Source organism: Kitasatospora sp. NPDC114501, from assembly GCF_055633695.1.
This window is the reverse complement of record NZ_JBVKDS010000010.1, coordinates 257,651-273,474: the sequence shown is the minus strand read 5'-3', so window position 1 is coordinate 273,474 and position 15,824 is coordinate 257,651. Positions and strand designations below refer to the sequence as shown.

Genomic DNA, 15,824 nt, shown 5'->3' with positions numbered 1-15,824 from the left:
GTCACGTCGATCCAGGGCGCGGACCCTGAGTGAGGACACGCACGCGATGCAGGCTGCCCCGCCCGGCCGGACTCCGAGCTGCCCACCGCCGTGCGGCCGATGACCCCGCTCACCGCCTCCCCCGCTCCGCGCCCGCTGACCCACGCCGCCGCGTTCGCGCTCGGCGCCGCCGCGGGCTACGCCGCCGACACCCGCTTCGCCGACCCCCGCCGGGGTCACCCGGTGGCCGTCTTCGGCAGTGCCGCGACCCGCCTGGAGCGGCGGCTGTGGCGCGACGGCCGCGCCGCCGGGGCCGGGTACACGGCGCTGTGCGTCGGCGCGGTCGCGGCGGGCGCCCTCGCCCTGGACCGTACGGTGGGCCGGCGCCCGCTGGGCCGGGCGGCGCTGGCCGCGGCCGCGACCTGGACCGTGCTCGGCGGCACCTCGCTGACCCGGGAGGCGCGCACCATCGGCCGCTCGCTCGCCGCGGGCGACCTCGCGGCCGCCCGGGAGCGGCTGCCGCACCTGTGCGGGCGGGACCCGAGCGCGCTGGACGGGCAGCAGATCGCCCGGGCCGTGGTCGAGTCGGTGGCCGAGAACACCGCCGACGCCGTGGTGAACGCGCTGACCTGGGGCACCCTGGCCGGCACCCCCGGCCTGCTGGCCTTCCGCGCCGTGAACACCCTGGACGCCATGGTGGGCCACCGCTCGCCCCGCTACGCCCGGTTCGGCTGGGCCTCGGCCCGGCTGGACGACCTGGCGGGCTGGCCCGGCGCCCGGCTGACGGCGCTGCTGACGGTGGCCGCCGCGCCCGAACCGCGGACCGCCTGGCGGGTCTGGCGGCGCGACGGCTCCGCGCACCCGAGCCCGAACGCGGGCCAGGCCGAGGCGGCGTTCGCCGGCGCGGTGGGCGTGCGGCTGGGCGGGACACTGCGGTACGGCGAGCGGGTGGAGGAGCGGCCGGTGCTGGGCGCGGAGCTGCGCCCGGTGACGGTGGACGACATCGAACGGGCCTGCGCGCTCTCCCGGCGGGTGGGCGCACTGGCGCTGGGTACGACGGTCGCGGGGCACGTCCTGCTGCGGACGCTGCTGAAGAGGAGGGGGCGGGCATGACGAACGCGCTGCTGGTCGCGGGGACGACCTCGGACGCGGGCAAGAGCGTGGTGACGGCCGGGATCTGCCGCTGGCTCGCCCGCCAGGGCGTGCGGGTCGCGCCGTTCAAGGCGCAGAACATGTCGCTGAACTCCTTCGTCACCGCCGACGGCGCCGAGATCGGCCGTGCCCAGGCGATGCAGGCGCAGGCCGCCCGGGTGGAGCCGGAGGCGGCGATGAACCCGGTGCTGCTCAAGCCCGGCGCGGACGGCCGCAGCCAGGTGGTGCTGCTCGGCCGGCCGGTGGCCGAGGTGGGCGCGCTGGACTACCGCGAGCGCAAGCCCGTCCTGCTGGAGCGCGCCCTGGAGTGCCTGGCCGACCTGCGCCGCCGCTACGACGTGGTGGTCTGCGAGGGCGCGGGCTCGCCCGCCGAGATCAACCTGCGCGACCGCGACATCGCCAACATGGGCCTGGCCACGGCCGCCGCCCTGCCGGTGGTGGTGGTCGGGGACATCGACCGCGGCGGGGTCTTCGCCGCGATGTACGGGACGCTGGCGCTGCTGTCGGCGGAGGACCAGCGGCACGTGGCGGGCTGGTTCGTCAACAAGTTCCGCGGCGACACGCGGCTGCTGGCGCCCGGACTGGAGATGCTGCACGAGCTGACCGGACGTCCGGTGCTGGGCACCCTGCCGATGCTGCCCGGGCTCTGGCTGGACGCCGAGGACTCGCTGGACCTGTCCACGGTGGTCGACCGGACGGACGGGCCCGGACCGCTCGGCGCGGACGTGCTGCGGGTGGCCGTGGTGCGCTTCCCCCGGCTGTCCAACTTCACCGACCTGGACGCGCTCGCGCAGGAGCCGGGCGTGCTGGTGCGCTGGGCGACCAGGCCGGAGGAGCTGGCCGACGCCGACCTGGTGGTGCTGCCCGGCACCCGGGCCACCGTCGCGGACCTCGCCTGGCTGCGCGAGCGCGGCCTGGAGCCGGCCCTGAAGGCGCGGGCGGCGGCCGGACTGCCGGTCCTCGGGGTCTGCGGCGGCTACCAGATGCTGGCGCACTCGATCGTGGACGAGGTCGAGTCGAAGGCGGGCGCCGTCGACGGGCTCGGCCTGCTGCCGACCCGGGTGCGGTTCGGCGCCGAGAAGGTGCTGGCGCGGCCGGTCGGCGAGGCGTACGGGCAGCGGGTCGAGGGCTACGAGATCCACCACGGTGTGGTGGCGGTCGAGGGCGGCACCCCGTTCCTGGACGGCTGCCGGGTGGGCGCGGTCTGGGGCACGACCTGGCACGGCGCGCTGGAGAACGACGGGTTCCGCCGTGAACTCCTGCGCGAGGTCGCCGAGTCGTCCGGCCGGGCGTTCGTCCCGGCGCCGGACACCTGCTTCGCCGCGGCACGCGAGGCCCGGCTGGACCGGCTGGGCGACCTGATCGAGGAACACGCGGACACCGACGCGCTGTGGAAGCTGATCGAGGGCGGGGTGCCGGCGGCCGGATCGCTGCCGTTCCTGCCGCCCGGGGCCCCTGGGAGTGACGCATGACCGACGTCCGCTATCCGTTCACCGCGATCGTCGGCATGGCCGACCTGCGGCTCGGGCTACTGCTGAACGCGGTCTCCCCGGCCGTGGGCGGCGTGCTGGTGCGCGGGGAGAAGGGCACCGCGAAGTCGACCATGGTGCGCGCGCTGGCCGGCCTGCTGCCGTCCATCGCCACCGTGGACGGCTGCCGCTTCGCCTGCGACCCGGGCGCGCCCGACCCGCAGTGCCCGGACGGCCCGCACGTCTCCCCGTCCGCCTCCGAACGGCCCTCCCAGCTGGTCGAGTTGCCGGTCGGCGTGGCCGAGGACCGGATCGTCGGCTCGCTCGACCTGGAGCGGGCACTGGCCGAGGGCGTCAAGGCCTACGAGCCCGGGCTGCTCGCCAGGGCCCACCGCGGCGTGCTCTACATCGACGAGGTGAACCTCCTCCAGGACCACGTGGTGGACCTGCTGCTGGACGCCGCCGCGATGGGCCGCTCCTACGTCGAGCGCGAGGGCGTGTCGGTGCGGCACGCCGCCCGCTTCCTGCTGGTCGGCACCATGAACCCGGAGGAGGGCGAGCTGCGGCCGCAGCTGCTCGACCGGTTCGGCCTGACCGTCGAGATCGCCGCCACCCGGGACCCGGCCGAGCGCGCCGAGGTGGTCCGCCGACGGCTCGCGTACGACGCCGACCCGGCCGGCTTCGCCGCGCGGTTCGCCGAGCAGGAGCGGGCGCTCGCCGAACGCATCACCAAGGCACGGGAGTTGCTGCCCGACGTCGAGCTGACCGAGGTGGCGCTGCGTCAGATCACCGCCGTGTGCGCCGCGTTCGAGGTGGACGGGCTGCGCGCGGACATCGTGATGGCCCGCACCGCCGTGGCGCTGGCCGCCTGGGACGGGCGCACCGAGGTGCTGGAGGAGGACGTCCGCAAGGCCGCCCAGCTGGCGCTGCCGCACCGGCGCCGCCGCAACCCCTTCGACGCGCCCGGGCTGGACGAGGATCAGCTGGACCGGACGCTGGAGGAGCACGCGCAGCAGGACGACCCGGAGCCCGAGGGCGACGGGCCCGGCCCGGACGGCGACGGCGGGCCGGAGGACGGCGGGCCGGACGGGGACGGTCCCGACGGCGGGGGCCCCGACGGCGGTGGCGCCCCCGAGCCGTCCGCCCCCGAAGGCCACGAGGGTCTCGACGGCAGCGGAGGCCCGGACGGCCCGGAGGCCGCCGAGGAGCCCGCGCAGCCGCCCGTACCGGCCCAACAGCCGTCCCCCGCGCGGGAGTCGGCACCGGTCGCGGCCGGGGACCCGTACCGGACCCGTCTGTTCACCGTCAAGGGCACCGGGCACGGCGCCCAGGGCCGCCGCTCCCCCGCCGAGACCACTGGCGGGCACACCATCCGCGCCCGCCGCCCGCAGGGCGCGCTGGGCCGGCTGCACCTGACCGCCACCCTCCAGGCCGCCGCGCCCCACCAGGCGGCGCGCGGGCGCACCGGGCGGGCGCTGGTCCTGAAGAAGGACGACTTCCGCGAACAGGTGCGCCAGGGACGGGAGTCCAACCTGGTGCTGTTCGTGGTGGACGCCTCCGGCTCGATGGCCGCCCGGCAGCGGATGACCGCCGTCAAGGGCGCGGTGCTGTCACTGCTGATGGACGCCTACCAGCGCCGCGACAAGATCGGCATGGTCACCTTCCGGGGCACCGGCGCCGAGCTGGCGCTGCCGCCGACCTCCTCGGTGGAGGTCGGCGCGGCCCGGCTGGAGTCGCTGCCCACCGGCGGGCGGACCCCGCTGGCCGCCGGCCTGCTGCGCGCCCACGAGGTGCTGCGGGTGGAGCGGCTGCGCGACCCGAACCGGCGCCCGCTGCTGGTCGTGGTGACCGACGGCCGGGCCACCGGCGGGCAGGACGCGCTCGCCCGGTCGCGCCGCGCGGCCGCGCTGTTCGCGGCGCAGGGCACCGCGAGCGTGGTGCTGGACTGCGAGTCCGGCCCGGTCCGCCTGGGGCTGGCCCGTACGCTGGCCGGACTTCTCGGCGGCACCGCCGTCAGCCTGGACGAGCTGCGCGCCGAGGGCGTGGCCTCGCTCGTCCGCGAGAACCGCACCGGGAACCGCCCGGGGACCCGTGGTGCCACTTCGACTGCTTCGATGCGAAAGGCGGCCTGAGCCGACATGCCCAAGGGTGTCCCCGAGAGCGTCCCCGAAGACGGCCTGACGACCCGCCAGCGCCGTACGCTGCCGATCACCGCCGTGCACACCGGCCCCGGCAAGGGCAAGTCCACGGCCGCGTTCGGCATGGCGCTGCGGGCCTGGAACCAGGGCTGGTCGGTCGGGGTGTTCCAGTTCGTGAAGTCCGCCAAGTGGAAGGTCGGCGAGGAGAACGCGCTGCGCGTGCTCGGCGCCTCCGGCGAGGGCGGCACCGTCGACTGGCACAAGATGGGCTCCGGCTGGTCCTGGATCCAGCGCTCCGCCGAGCAGGAGATGTCCAGCGAGGAGGCGGCCAAGGAGGGCTGGGAGCAGGTCAAGCGGGACCTCGCGGCCGAGACCTACCGCTTCTACGTGCTGGACGAGTTCACCTACCCGATGCACTGGGGGTGGATCGACCCGGAGGAGGTGGTGGCCGTGCTCAGGGACCGCCCGGGCAGCCAGCACGTCGTCATCACCGGCCGGTACGCGCCCGAGGCGCTGACCGGCTTCGCCGACCTGGTCACCGAGATGACCAAGGTCAAGCACCCCATGGACGCCGGCCGCAAGGGCCAGCGCGGCATCGAGTGGTAGACCGTTGAGCAGCATCCCCCGCCTCGTCGTCGCCGCGCCCTCCTCGGGCGCCGGCAAGACCACCGTCGCCACCGGCCTGATCGCGGCGCTCGCCGCGCGCGGGCTGGCGGTGTCGCCGCACAAGGTCGGCCCCGACTACATCGACCCGGGCTACCACGCGCTCGCCGCCGGGCGCCCGGGCCGCAACCTGGACGCCTTCCTGTGCGGGCCGGAGCGGATCCCGCCGCTGTTCCTGCACGGCGCGGCCGGGGCGGACGTCGCGGTGGTCGAGGGGGTCATGGGCCTGTTCGACGGCGCCTCCGGGCGCGGGGAGCTGGCGTCCACGGCCCACGTCGCCAAGCTGCTGCGGGCGCCGGTGGTGCTGGTGGTGGACGGCTCCTCGCAGTCCCGCTCGGTGGCCGCGCTGGTGCACGGCTTCGCCTCCTGGGATCCGCAGGTGCGGCTCGCCGGGGTGATCCTCAACCGGGTCGCCTCCGACCGGCACGAGCACCTGCTGCGCGAGGCCCTGGAGGAGGGCTCCGGCGTGCCGGTGCTGGGCGCGCTGCGCCGCTCCGCGGCGGTCGCCACCCCGTCCCGCCACCTCGGGCTGATCCCGGCGGTGGAGCGCTCGGCGGAGGCCCTCAAGGCGGTCGCCGACATGGGCGAACTGGTGGCCTCCTCGGTCGACCTGGACGCCGTGCTGGAACTGGCCCGGACGGCACCGGAGTTGGACGCCGAACCGTGGGACCCGTCGGCCGAGGCCACCCCGGTGGCCGGCCGGCCGCGGATCGCGGTGGCGGGCGGCCCGGCCTTCTCCTTCTCGTACGCCGAGAACGCCGAACTGCTCGGCGCGGCGGGCGCGGAGGTGGTCCCGTTCGACCCGCTGCACGCCTCGGAACTGCCCGAGGGGACGGCCGGCCTGGTCATCGGCGGCGGCTTCCCGGAGCTGTACGTCCGCGAGTTGAGCGGCAACGCCCGACTGCGCGCGGCCATCGCCGGGTTCGCCGCCGCGGGCGGGCCGATCGCCGCCGAGTGCGCGGGACTGCTCTACCTGGGGCGGGAGTTGGACGGTCTGCCGATGTGCGGCGTGCTGCCCACCGACGCCCGGATGACCGAACGGCTCACCCTCGGCTACCGGGAGGCGGTCGCCCTGCACGACTCCCCGCTGGCACCGGCCGGCACCCGGCTGCGCGGGCACGAGTTCCACCGCACGGTCTGCGACCCCGGCGCGGGCGAACTCCCCGCCTGGGGCTGGCGCCTGCCGACCGGCCCCCGCACCGAGGGCTTCGCGGGCGGCAACGTGCACGCCTCGTACTTGCACCTGCACTGGGCGGGCGCTCCGGCGCTGGCGTCCTCCTTCGCGGCCGCGGCGGCGGCCTTCGCGGCGGGGGCCCTCCCGGCGGGAATCCTCCCGGCGGGGGCCCTCCCGCCGGAGACCGACGGAGCCGCGTAGTTCGGCGGCCGGGGCTTCGGCCCAAGGCGTTCCCCGGACTGCGCGGCCCTGTGCTGCGCGCACGCATGTGATCGTCCTCGACGGTGGTCCGGGGCGCGGGGGACCGCGGGCTACCCCCGGCCGAGCAGCGCGGCCAGGTAGCACGACACCTCGTCGCGCAGTTCCTCCGGCGCCGGGATGTTCCAGTGCCCGCTGCCCGCCGTCGCGTTGAACAGCACCCCGTCGCACCAGCGGATCAGACGGCGGGCGTCGGCCGTCGGTTCGGCCGAACCGCACTGCGCGAGCAGCTCGGCGGCGATGCCGGCGAAGCGCCCGCCCAAGCGGTCGTAGACGACCCTCAGTTCGGGCCGCCGGGTGGCCTCCAGGGCGAGCTCCAACCGCGCCACGGTGAGCCGGCGGCCGCTGGTGAGCGCCCGGTGCAGCAGATCGGCGCCGACCCGGACCAGGAGGTCCCGCGCGGCGGCGGGGGTGGGCGAGGCCGCGGCGGGGGGCTCCGCGGTGAGGACCGGGTAGTCCTCGGTCTCCCGCTCGGCGATCCGGGTCAGCGCGAGTTCGAGCAGGGCGGCCCTGGTCCGGGCGAGGTTGGAGGTCGAGCCGGCGGGCAGGCCCGCCTCCTCGTCCACGGCGCGGTGGGTCAGCCCGCGCAGGCCGCGCTCGGCGACCAGGGCGATGGCGGCGTCGGCGATCAGGGTCGGGCGCGGGGATGTCATGGGTCCGATCATGGCCTTTCACCTCGGGCGAGCCAATTCACTACAGGAGTAGTGCCCGCACACTACATCTGTAGTACGGTGCTGGCAGACAGACACTACGGATGTAGTGCCAGGAGAGGAGCCCACCCATGGACAGCCCTCAGGACAGGCAGCAGGCTGTCGTCATCGGCGGCGGCATCGGCGGGCTCGCCGCCGCCCTCGCCCTCCATCGGCAGGGCTTCCCGGTGCGCGTCCACGAGCGGGCCGACTCCCTCGAACCAGTCGGCGCCGGGCTCGCCCTGGCCCCCAACGCCCTGCGCTCCCTCGACCGGCTCGGCATCGGCGGGCGGCTGCGCGCCCTGGCCACCCCGCACCCCGCCATCGGCCTGCGCCACCCCTCCGGCCGCTGGCTCGCCCGCACCAGCACCTCGGCGTTCGAGGCCTACTTCGGCGACACCATCGCCGCCGTGGCCCGCGCCGACGTCATCACCGCCCTGGTCGACGCGCTCCCGGCGGGCACCGTCCGCACCGGGTCGTCCGCCACCCTCGTCACCCCGGGCAACGCCACCGAGCCCGCCGTCGTCCGCACCCCCGACGGGGAGGAGGCCGCCGACCTGGTCGTCGCCGCCGACGGCATCCGCTCCGCGACCCGCGGCCTGCTCTTCCCCGGGCACCCCGGCCCCCGCTACAGCGGCTTCACCACCTGGCGCACCATCGTCACCCCCGACCGCCGCCCGGCCGCCGTCGGCGAGGTGTGGGGCCGCGGGCGGCTCGCCGGGATCGTCCCGCTCGCCGACGGCCGGGTCTACCTCTACGGCGCCGCCCTGGCCCCGGCCGGCGAGCGGGCCGCCGACGGCGACGAGCGGGCCGAACTGCTGCGCCGGTACGGCGACTGGTGCGCGCCCGTACCGCAGCTGCTCGCCCTGGCCGAGCCCGAGCGCGTCCTGCGCCACGACGTCTGGGACCTCGCCGACCCGCTGCCCGCCCACCACCACGGCCGGGTCGCCCTGCTCGGCGACGCCGCCCACGCGATGTGCCCCTTCCAGGGCCAGGGCGCCTGCCAGGCCATCGAGGACGCCCTCGTCCTCGCCTCCGTGCTCACCCCCGGCGCCGACCCGGCCGCCGCCCTGCCCGACTACACCGCCGCCCGGCTCCCCCGCACCACCGCCGTCGTCGCCGGCTCCCGCCGCATCGGCGACCTCGTCGCCCTCCGCTCCCCCGCCGCCACCGCCCTGCGCACCACCGCCCTCACCCTCGCCGGCCTCCTCCCCGCCCGCGCCCTGCTGAGCCGCTCGGCCCCGACGTACGACTGGCAGCCGCCGACCCTGCGCGGGGCGCGGTGAGGGAAGCACCCCACCGCCCGCCGAGCGGGGTCGAGGCCGGGCGCGGGCTGGTGCGCGCCGCCCCGCCCGTCAGCGCAGCCGCAGGCGGAGGGCGTCCCCGGTGTCGAGACCGAGCCCGGCGGCCCAGGCCAGGGCGTCGGCCATCGGGGCCGCGCGGTCCGTGAGGCGCACGGCGGCGAGACCGGCCGGGATCCGGCCGGCCGCCGAGAGCCGCGCCCACTGGCGGCCGTCGAGTGCGAGGTAGCGCAGTTCGGGGAGGTCCGCCAGGACGGTCAGGTCGCGCACGGCGGCACCGGCGAGGTCCAGGGCGCGCAGGTTCGGCACCGTCCGCAGCGCGGCGAGGTCGAGCGGCTCCGCACCGCCCTCCGCGGGTGTCGCCAACTCCAGCGCCCGGAGCTCGCGGTGGCCCGCCAGCGGGGTCAGGTCGCCGCCCGCCAGGGTGACCCGCAGGGACTCCACGGGCAGCTCGCGCAGCGGCGTCAGGTCGGCCGTGACGGAGCGGTTGAGGTGCAGCCGCCGCAGCAGGGGCGCGGCGGCGAGGGGCGAGAGGTCGACCGGCCCGGCCGCGTCGTTGACGTGCAGCGCCTGGAGGTACGGCGGGACGGGGTCCGGGATCGCGCCGATGACCTCCCGCCGGACGGACGCCCGGTCGGTGCCGGACGCCTCCTCGCGGAGGGCCCCGCCGGTCAGCCCGATCCAGTCCTCGTCGACCTCGTACGCGCCCGCCGCCAGCTGGTCCGCGTACCGGCGGAAGAGGGCCGTCACGGACTCGGCCACGTACTGCGGCCCCTCGTCGTGGTCGCGGCCGATCCGGATCACCTGGCCGGGGCGGCCGTCGCGGGCCGGGGCGAGGTCGACGGCGAGGTAGTTGCCGTCCCCGCCGGTGGCGAACGGCAGCCAGGCCGGGTGGCCGCCGCAGCGGCGCACCGTCTCCGGCGGGTCGGCGTCGAGGACGACCGCGTTCCAGCCGAGGCTCCAGCCGAACCAGGCGGGAGCGCTCACGTGCTCGTGGACGGCGGCCATGCCGGCCAGCGGCAGCCAGCCGTACCCGCCGACGAGGTGGCCGTGCCGGCTGTCGGCCTCGTCGCCGTCGGCGATCCGGTAGAGGGCCCGCAGGTCGGCGGGCAGGGCGTGGCCGAGGCGGCGTTCGACGGCCTCGATCCCGGTGTCGGAGGCGGCCGGCGGCAGCCGGTCCGGACGGCCGAGGATGGCGGCGCGGCGCTCCAGGTACGTGCGGAAGTGCGCGACGGCGAGGGCCGGGTCGCCGGCCGGGACGGCGGTGCCGGGCTCCTGGTCGGCGCCGGGCACCGGCAGCCGGTAGTCGTCGTCCAGGACAGCGAGGAAGCCGTCGCCGGACGAGCGCAGGCTGTCGAGCGAGTCGTCGAACGCGGTCAGCTCGTGCTCCCCGGACGGGCGGCAGCGCAGCTCCAGCGTCATCCGCCGCCAGCCGCGGGCCTGCCGGACGCCCTCGGACAGCTGGTACAGCTCCCCGAAGGGCGCCCGCACCGGTGTGCCGCGGCCGACCGCGCCGGGCACGACGTGGTCACCGGAGTACGAGATCCCGCCCGGGCCCGCCGAGACGGCGAGCACGGCCTCCGTCCAGCCCTCGGGCGCCGCGGCGACGATGCGCTCGGCGATCCGCCGTGCCACGCCGGCCACCGGCCCCTCGACTTGTCCGGCGTCCTCGATCACTGCCCCGCCCTCCCGCGCTCCGTGGTGCGGGACAGCATGTCAGGGGCCACCGACAGCACCCGGGCGGGGTGCCGCGCCCGGCGCCGGGCGCGGGGCCCCGGGACCCGGGCCAGGGGGCCCGGCGCGGGTTCAGAGGAGCGGCTCGGTGTCCCCGTGCGCGATGAGGAGCTTGCGCAGCAGGGCGTCGAGCCGGGTGCGCTCGTCCGCGTCGAGGGGGGAGAGGATGCGCTCCTCGTTGTGGACGTGGCCGGCCAGGGCTCCGTCGATCAGGTCCTTGCCGGCCGGGGTGAGGCGGACCAGGACGGCGCGGCGGTCGGTCGGGCAGGGGTTGCGCTCGACCAGGCCCTTGGCGGACAGCCGGTCGACCCGGTTGGTGATGGCGCCGGAGGTGACCATCGCGGATTTGAGCAGCGCGCGGGCGTTGAGCTCGTACGGCTCGCCGGAGCGGCGCAGGGTGGCCAGCACGTCGAACTCGGAGGAGTCCAGGCCGCATTCGGTGAAGTACTCGCGCAGGGCGTTGTCGACCCGGGCGTTGAGCCGTCGCAGCCGCCCGATCAGGGCCATCGGCCCGGCGTCCAGGTCGGGGCGGGCCCGGGCCCACTGCTCGACGATGTCGTCCACGGTGTCGCGCTGCTGCTGCATGCCCGTCGCCCTCCCGGAGCCGTCTGTCCGAAGTCGTCCGTCTGCCCTACGCAGATATCTTAACATTCACATACTTGACGTTCGCCGATCCGGAGCGTAGAAATATCTCAACGTTCAGATAATCAACGTTCAGGGGGACGTCATGGACCGCAAGCGCGCAGCGATCGCCGCCACCGCCGCTCTCGCCCCGGCCGCGTGGGGCACCACCTACCTGGTCACCACCCAGCTGCTGCCCGAGGGCCGCCCGCTGCTGCTCGCCGCGCTCCGTGCGCTCCCCGCCGGACTGCTCCTGCTGCTGATCGGCCGCCGACTTCCCAAGGGGCGCTGGTGGGGGCGCGCGGCCGTACTCGGGATGCTCAACATCGGGCTGTTCTTCCCGCTGATGTTCGTCGGCGCCTACCGCCTGCCCGGCGGCGTCGCCGCCACCATCGGGGCGATCCAGCCGCTGCTGGTCACCGGGTTCTCGATCGGCGTGCTGCGGGTCCGGCCCGGCCGGCGGGCGGTGATCGCCGGACTGGTCGGGGTCGGCGGAGTGGCCCTGCTGGTGCTCAAGAGCGGCGCCCGACTGAACGGCGTCGGGATCGCCGCGATGGTCGCCGGGGTCGCGCTGATGGCCATGGGCACCGTCCTGACCCGCCGCTGGGGCCGCCCCGAGGGCGCCACCCTGCTCGACCTCACCGCGTGGCAGCTCCTGGCCGGCTCGGTCTTCCTCGTCCCGCTCGCCGCCGTCGTCGAGGGCGCGCCGCCCGCCCTGAGCGCCGCCAACCTGGCCGGCTTCGGCTACCTCGGCCTGGTCGGCACCGCGCTCGGCTACTTCCTCTGGTTCCGCGGCATCGAACACCTCGGCGCCGGCCCGGCCTCGTTCCTGGGCCTGATCAACCCGGTGGTCGCCACCCTCGGCGGCCTCGTCGTCCTGGGCCAGACCCTGACCCCCTGGCAGGTCCTCGGCCTCCTCCTCGCCCTCGCCGCCATGCTCGCCGGCCAGGCCCCCGCCCGCCGCACCGCGGCCCCGAGCCCGGTCCCCGCTCCGGCGCCGGTCCCCGCCGCGACCCCCGTCCCCCGGCCCGAACCGGCCGTCACCCGCTGACCGGCACCGCCCCGCACGCGCGCGCCCCCGCCGAAGTCCCTCTCGGCGGGGGCGCGGGCGTGTCGGCGGCGCTCCACAGGGGCGCGCGGACGGGCCGCGGGTCAGCCGGTGGCGCGGACGTAGATGTCGGCGGCGCCGGGGAGGCCGCCGGGGATGGTGGCGACGTAGATCCGGCGGACGGTGGGAGCGTGGCCGGGCAGGCCGGTGGGGCTCGGCGAGGGGGTCCAGGTCGGGGTGGGGGCCACGGCCGGAGCGGGGTCCTCGGGGGTGGGCGCTTCCGGCACCGGGGCCGGGGCCGGGACGACGGCGGGGGCCGGATCGGCGGCCGGGGCCTCGGGGTCGGCAGCGGGGGCCGCAGGATCGGCGACGGAGGCCTCGGAGTCGGCGGCGAGGCCCCCGGAGTCGGCCGGGGGCTCACTGGGCTCCGTGGTGGGGCCGGACGGGCCGACGGGGTCGGCGGGGTCGGCGGGGTCGGCCGTCGGCGCTGGGCTCTCGGTGGCGGTGGGGGTGACGGAAGGAGAGGGAGAGGGGGCCGGCGGCAGCGGGGACTCGGGGAGCTCCGGAGCCTCGGCCGGCTCGTCGCCGCCGAGGGCCGCGAGCAGGTCGGCCGGCAGCCGGGCGGCCGGGCCGGGGGAGGGCAGGTCGTAGGCGCTGAGGAAGTCGCCGAGGCCGGGGGCCTTGCCGCCGCCGAGGCGGTAGTGCAGGTAGGCGACCGGGGCGCCGTCGGAGGTGTGGGTGTAGACGGCGCCGACCGGGACGTAGAAGCGGCCGACCCCGGGGTGCTGGGAGGGGTGGAAGCCGGCCAGGCGTTCGGCGCGGTCGCGGTCGGTCTCGCGGCCGGTGCGGCCGGCGGTGAACGTGTTGACGCCGCGCACCACGAGGGCGGCGGCGACGGACACGCAGAGCACCAGTCCGACGGCGACGGTGCGCCGCAGGACCGGCCGGCCGTGCAGGGCGGGCCAGGAGTCGGTCACCATGCGCTCGGGTGGGATGCCGTCCACGGTTGTCTCGCTCCCCCGTTCGATCAGAACGCTCGATCAGGACGTCTGATCAGGACATTCGTTCTCGACGCCTGATCAGGACGTCACACTCTGCTCGACGTGGGACCGTAGCCCAGAGTTCCTCAGCCCAGGTAGGCGGGGGCGACAGCGGCGCCGGTGACCTGCTGCGCGCCGCCCGAACCGTCCGCCGGGACGGTCCACAGGTCGGCACCGTAGTCGCCGGGCAGCGCGTAGACCAGCGTGCCGTCGCCGGACCAGAGCGCCTGGTCGTCGATGTTGCGCTGCTCGGCGGTGGCGGTCTCGGTCATCGTGGCGAGGTCGAGCACGTACAGCCGCCACGGGGAGTCGGCGGGCAGGCCGGGGACGCGCTTCTTGTACGCGACGCGGGTGCCGTCCGGGGAGAGCGAGGGGCACTCGACGTTGTCGTGCAGGGTGGTCAGGGTGCGGGCGGTGAGGTCGCCGCGGACGAGGTGGGTCCGCCCGGCACTGGCGAGGGTGGCGTAGAAGGTGGTGTCGTCGGCGAAGGTGACGCCCCAGATGTTGACGTCGTGCGCCTGGTACGGGTGGCCGTCCAGGACGACGGCGAAGTCCTCCAGGTTCTCCCGCAGGTTCCCGTCCCGGACGTCCACGATCGAGGTGCGGGTGGAGAAGTCGCTGCCCGCGTAGGAGTCGCCGCTGACGAAGACCGTCCAGGCGGCGAGGTGCCCGGACGGGGAGACCCGGGAGCGGGTGGGGATGCCGGCCGCCGGGAACGAGCGGAGCTCGCGCAGGTGGTCGTCCAGCACCACGGCGCGGTAGGTGTCCTCCAGCGCGCCGTGCTGGGCCTGGAGGCAGATGCCGGTGCCGGCGGCGGCGTGGAAGCGCAGGCACCGGACGCCGGAGGCGGTGCGCGGACCGTCCGGGTGGTCGGCGGTGACGGTGGTGATCTCGTCCCGGTGCGGGCCCCAGGCCATGTTGCGGAACAGCAGCTGTCGTCCGCCGCCGCGCGCCTGGAGGGACACCGGGCCGGATTCGACGGACGGCCCGCCGGGCTGGGCCCGGTCCCGGCGGGCCGTGCGGTCGGCGGCGTACAGGACGGCCCCGGTGCCGACCGCACCGAGCAGCACGACGGCGACCAGCAGGATGATCACCCTGGTCCGGTTCCGCAGGTTCATCGGGTCTCCTTCGGGGTCTTCGCGACATCGGGCTCGGGCTGCCCGGCGTCGGGCTCCGGCCGATCGGGCTCGGGCCGCCGGGCGTCGGGCTCGGGTCCGTCCGCGGCGGGTCCGGACGGGCGCAGCACCGCCGCCGCGCCGAGCACGCACAGCGCCAGCGCCCCCGCCGACCAGCCCAGCGCCGCCGGACCGCCGACCACGCCCCACAGCGCGCCGAACAGCAGCGAGCAGGCGAACCGGGCCAGCGCCTGTCCGGTGCCGACCAGGGACAGCCCGGCGCCGCGCTGCTCGGCGGGCACGGCGTCGGCGGCCGCGGCGGCGAGCACGCCGTCGGTGGCCGCGTAGAAGGTGCCGTGCAGCACCAGCACGCAGACCGCCACCGGCAGCCCGCGCAGCGGCGAGAGCAGCAGCCCGTACGCGAGCAGCAGTACCCCGTGCCCGGCGAGGAAGAGCCGGTGGCGGCCGATCCGGTCGGCGAGCGCGCCGAGCGGGACGGCGAGCAGCAGGAAGGCGGCGGCGGTGCCCAGCGGCAGCAGCGGGAACAGGCCGACGGGCAGGTCCAGCCGGCGCTGGACGAGCAGGTAGAGGAAGGAGTCGCTGACGGTGGTGAGGCCGAGCAGGACGGCGCAGAGCGTCAACCGGCGCAGCCCCGGCAGCCGCAGGAGGGTGAGGCTGTCGCGCAGCGAGGGCGTGGAAGTCGACAAGTCGTCACCCTGCTGCCGGTTCGGCACGAACAGCAGCAGGATCAGGACGCCGAGCGCCGCGACGCACGAGCTGACCGTGAACACCGCGTCGTAGCCGTGCCGCTCGCCGCCGTCGGCGAGCAGCGGACCGCCGGCCAGCCGCAGCACCAGGAAGGCGGTGAGCGGGCCGAGCAGGGCGCCGGCCGTGTCCATCGCCCGGTGCACGCCGAACGCCCGGCCGCGGTGGGCGGGTTCGGTGGCGAGCGAGATCATCGCGTCCCGGGGCGCGGTGCGCAGGCCCTTGCCGGTGCGGTCGACGGCGATCACGGCGCCGATCAGCGGCACGGTGTGGACGAACAGCAGCAGCGGCCGGCACAGCGCGGACAGCCCGTACCCGACGGCCGCGACGGCCTTGTGGCGGGCGGCGCCGTCGCGGCCGCGGCGGTCGGCGAGGTGGCCGCCGACCAGCCGGACCAGGGCGCTGAAGCCGTTCTGGACGCCGTCGAGCAGGCCGAAGCCGAGCGGGGAGAGGCCGAGGCCGGTGAGCAGGTAGAGGGGGAGGACGGCGGTGACCATCTCGGAGGAGACGTCGGTGACCAGGCTGACCGCGCCGAGGGCGATGACCGCGCCGGGCACGGCGCCCCGCCGCGCCCGCCCGGCGGCCGGCCCGGCGGGCGTCGACGCGCCGGGGCCCGACGCGGTGGGGCCCGACGCGGCCGGGGCCTTCGAGCTGCGGGAGTCCGCGACGTACACGGGC

Annotated in this window: 13 protein-coding genes; 7 read left to right on the top strand and 6 right to left on the bottom strand. The window is 76.6% G+C overall.

The features are described from left to right. Positions 1–99: 99 nt before the first annotated feature. From ACZ7RU_RS20745 to ACZ7RU_RS20725, 5 genes are read left to right on the top strand one after another with little or no spacing between them, the layout of a single operon-like run. The gene (locus ACZ7RU_RS20745) at positions 100–1,092 is read left to right on the top strand and encodes a cobalamin biosynthesis protein (RefSeq protein ID WP_470342386.1); all 993 of its coding nucleotides are present in this window, start codon (positions 100–102) and stop codon (positions 1,090–1,092) included. Next, a complete protein-coding gene (locus ACZ7RU_RS20740; RefSeq protein ID WP_470342385.1) occupies positions 1,089–2,603 on the top strand; it encodes a cobyric acid synthase in 1,515 nt (504 codons plus the stop codon). The genes ACZ7RU_RS20745 and ACZ7RU_RS20740 overlap by 4 nt, the downstream gene beginning before the upstream one ends. After that, positions 2,600–4,732 (top strand): putative cobaltochelatase, encoded by a 2,133-nt coding sequence (locus ACZ7RU_RS20735; RefSeq protein WP_470342384.1) that lies wholly within the window; start codon positions 2,600–2,602, stop codon positions 4,730–4,732. Before ACZ7RU_RS20740 ends, ACZ7RU_RS20735 begins: the two co-directional genes overlap by 4 nt. A 6-nt stretch (positions 4,733–4,738) precedes the next feature. After that, on the top strand, positions 4,739–5,344 hold the full coding sequence (gene cobO / locus ACZ7RU_RS20730; protein ID WP_470342383.1) for a cob(I)yrinic acid a,c-diamide adenosyltransferase: 606 nt from the start codon (positions 4,739–4,741) through the stop codon (positions 5,342–5,344). A 4-nt stretch (positions 5,345–5,348) separates the two neighbouring features. Continuing rightward, positions 5,349–6,776, top strand: coding sequence for a cobyrinate a,c-diamide synthase (locus tag ACZ7RU_RS20725; RefSeq protein WP_470342382.1), 1,428 nt, complete (start codon positions 5,349–5,351; stop codon positions 6,774–6,776). A gap of 110 nt (positions 6,777–6,886) precedes the next feature. On the opposite strand, the gene ACZ7RU_RS20720 is transcribed toward ACZ7RU_RS20725, so the two are convergent. Next, a complete protein-coding gene (locus ACZ7RU_RS20720; RefSeq protein WP_470342381.1) occupies positions 6,887–7,486 on the bottom strand; it encodes a TetR/AcrR family transcriptional regulator in 600 nt (199 codons plus the stop codon). Positions 7,487–7,614: 128 nt separating this feature from the next. On the opposite strand from ACZ7RU_RS20720, the gene ACZ7RU_RS20715 reads away from it, so the two are divergent. Continuing rightward, on the top strand, positions 7,615–8,808 hold the full coding sequence (locus ACZ7RU_RS20715) for an FAD-dependent monooxygenase (RefSeq protein WP_470342380.1): 1,194 nt from the start codon (positions 7,615–7,617) through the stop codon (positions 8,806–8,808). Between the two features lie 69 nt (positions 8,809–8,877). Here ACZ7RU_RS20715 and ACZ7RU_RS20710 read toward each other — a convergent pair whose 3' ends face one another. Beyond that, positions 8,878–10,500 (bottom strand): SMI1/KNR4 family protein, encoded by a 1,623-nt coding sequence (locus ACZ7RU_RS20710; RefSeq protein ID WP_470342379.1) that lies wholly within the window; start codon positions 10,498–10,500, stop codon positions 8,878–8,880. Between the two features lie 129 nt (positions 10,501–10,629). After that, positions 10,630–11,142: a MarR family winged helix-turn-helix transcriptional regulator gene (locus ACZ7RU_RS20705; protein ID WP_470342378.1), complete on the bottom strand. Its 513-nt coding sequence runs from the start codon at positions 11,140–11,142 to the stop codon at positions 10,630–10,632. Between the two features lie 142 nt (positions 11,143–11,284). Between ACZ7RU_RS20705 and ACZ7RU_RS20700 the strand changes: the two genes are divergently transcribed. Continuing rightward, entirely contained in the window at positions 11,285–12,229 is a 945-nt protein-coding gene (locus ACZ7RU_RS20700) for an EamA family transporter (RefSeq protein WP_470342377.1), read from the top strand. 101 nt (positions 12,230–12,330) lie between these two features. Here ACZ7RU_RS20700 and ACZ7RU_RS20695 read toward each other — a convergent pair whose 3' ends face one another. The 3 genes from ACZ7RU_RS20695 to ACZ7RU_RS20685 all read right to left on the bottom strand — a co-directional run bounded on the left by ACZ7RU_RS20695 (position 12,331) and on the right by ACZ7RU_RS20685 (position 15,820). Further along, positions 12,331–13,230: a hypothetical protein gene (locus ACZ7RU_RS20695; RefSeq protein ID WP_470342376.1), complete on the bottom strand. Its 900-nt coding sequence runs from the start codon at positions 13,228–13,230 to the stop codon at positions 12,331–12,333. A gap of 122 nt (positions 13,231–13,352) precedes the next feature. Next, entirely contained in the window at positions 13,353–14,384 is a 1,032-nt protein-coding gene (locus ACZ7RU_RS20690; protein WP_470342375.1) for a TolB family protein, read from the bottom strand. Then, a complete protein-coding gene (locus ACZ7RU_RS20685) occupies positions 14,381–15,820 on the bottom strand; it encodes an MFS transporter (RefSeq protein ID WP_470342374.1) in 1,440 nt (479 codons plus the stop codon). Before ACZ7RU_RS20685 ends, ACZ7RU_RS20690 begins: the two co-directional genes overlap by 4 nt. Positions 15,821–15,824: the final 4 nt, after the last annotated feature.

What these genes read in the sequence shown, in the direction of transcription:
- ACZ7RU_RS20745 (WP_470342386.1), top strand. Translation starts at nt 100, where the DNA reads ATGACCCCGCTCACCGCCTCCCCCGCTCCGCGCCCGCTGACCCACGCC.
- ACZ7RU_RS20740 (WP_470342385.1), top strand. Translation starts at nt 1,089, where the DNA reads ATGACGAACGCGCTGCTGGTCGCGGGGACGACCTCGGACGCGGGCAAG.
- ACZ7RU_RS20735 (WP_470342384.1), top strand. Translation starts at nt 2,600, where the DNA reads ATGACCGACGTCCGCTATCCGTTCACCGCGATCGTCGGCATGGCCGAC.
- cobO (WP_470342383.1), top strand. Translation starts at nt 4,739, where the DNA reads ATGCCCAAGGGTGTCCCCGAGAGCGTCCCCGAAGACGGCCTGACGACC.
- ACZ7RU_RS20720 (WP_470342381.1), bottom strand. Translation starts at nt 7,486, where the DNA reads ATGACATCCCCGCGCCCGACCCTGATCGCCGACGCCGCCATCGCCCTG.
- ACZ7RU_RS20715 (WP_470342380.1), top strand. Translation starts at nt 7,615, where the DNA reads ATGGACAGCCCTCAGGACAGGCAGCAGGCTGTCGTCATCGGCGGCGGC.
- ACZ7RU_RS20705 (WP_470342378.1), bottom strand. Translation starts at nt 11,142, where the DNA reads ATGCAGCAGCAGCGCGACACCGTGGACGACATCGTCGAGCAGTGGGCC.
- ACZ7RU_RS20700 (WP_470342377.1), top strand. Translation starts at nt 11,285, where the DNA reads ATGGACCGCAAGCGCGCAGCGATCGCCGCCACCGCCGCTCTCGCCCCG.
- ACZ7RU_RS20690 (WP_470342375.1), bottom strand. Translation starts at nt 14,384, where the DNA reads ATGAACCTGCGGAACCGGACCAGGGTGATCATCCTGCTGGTCGCCGTC.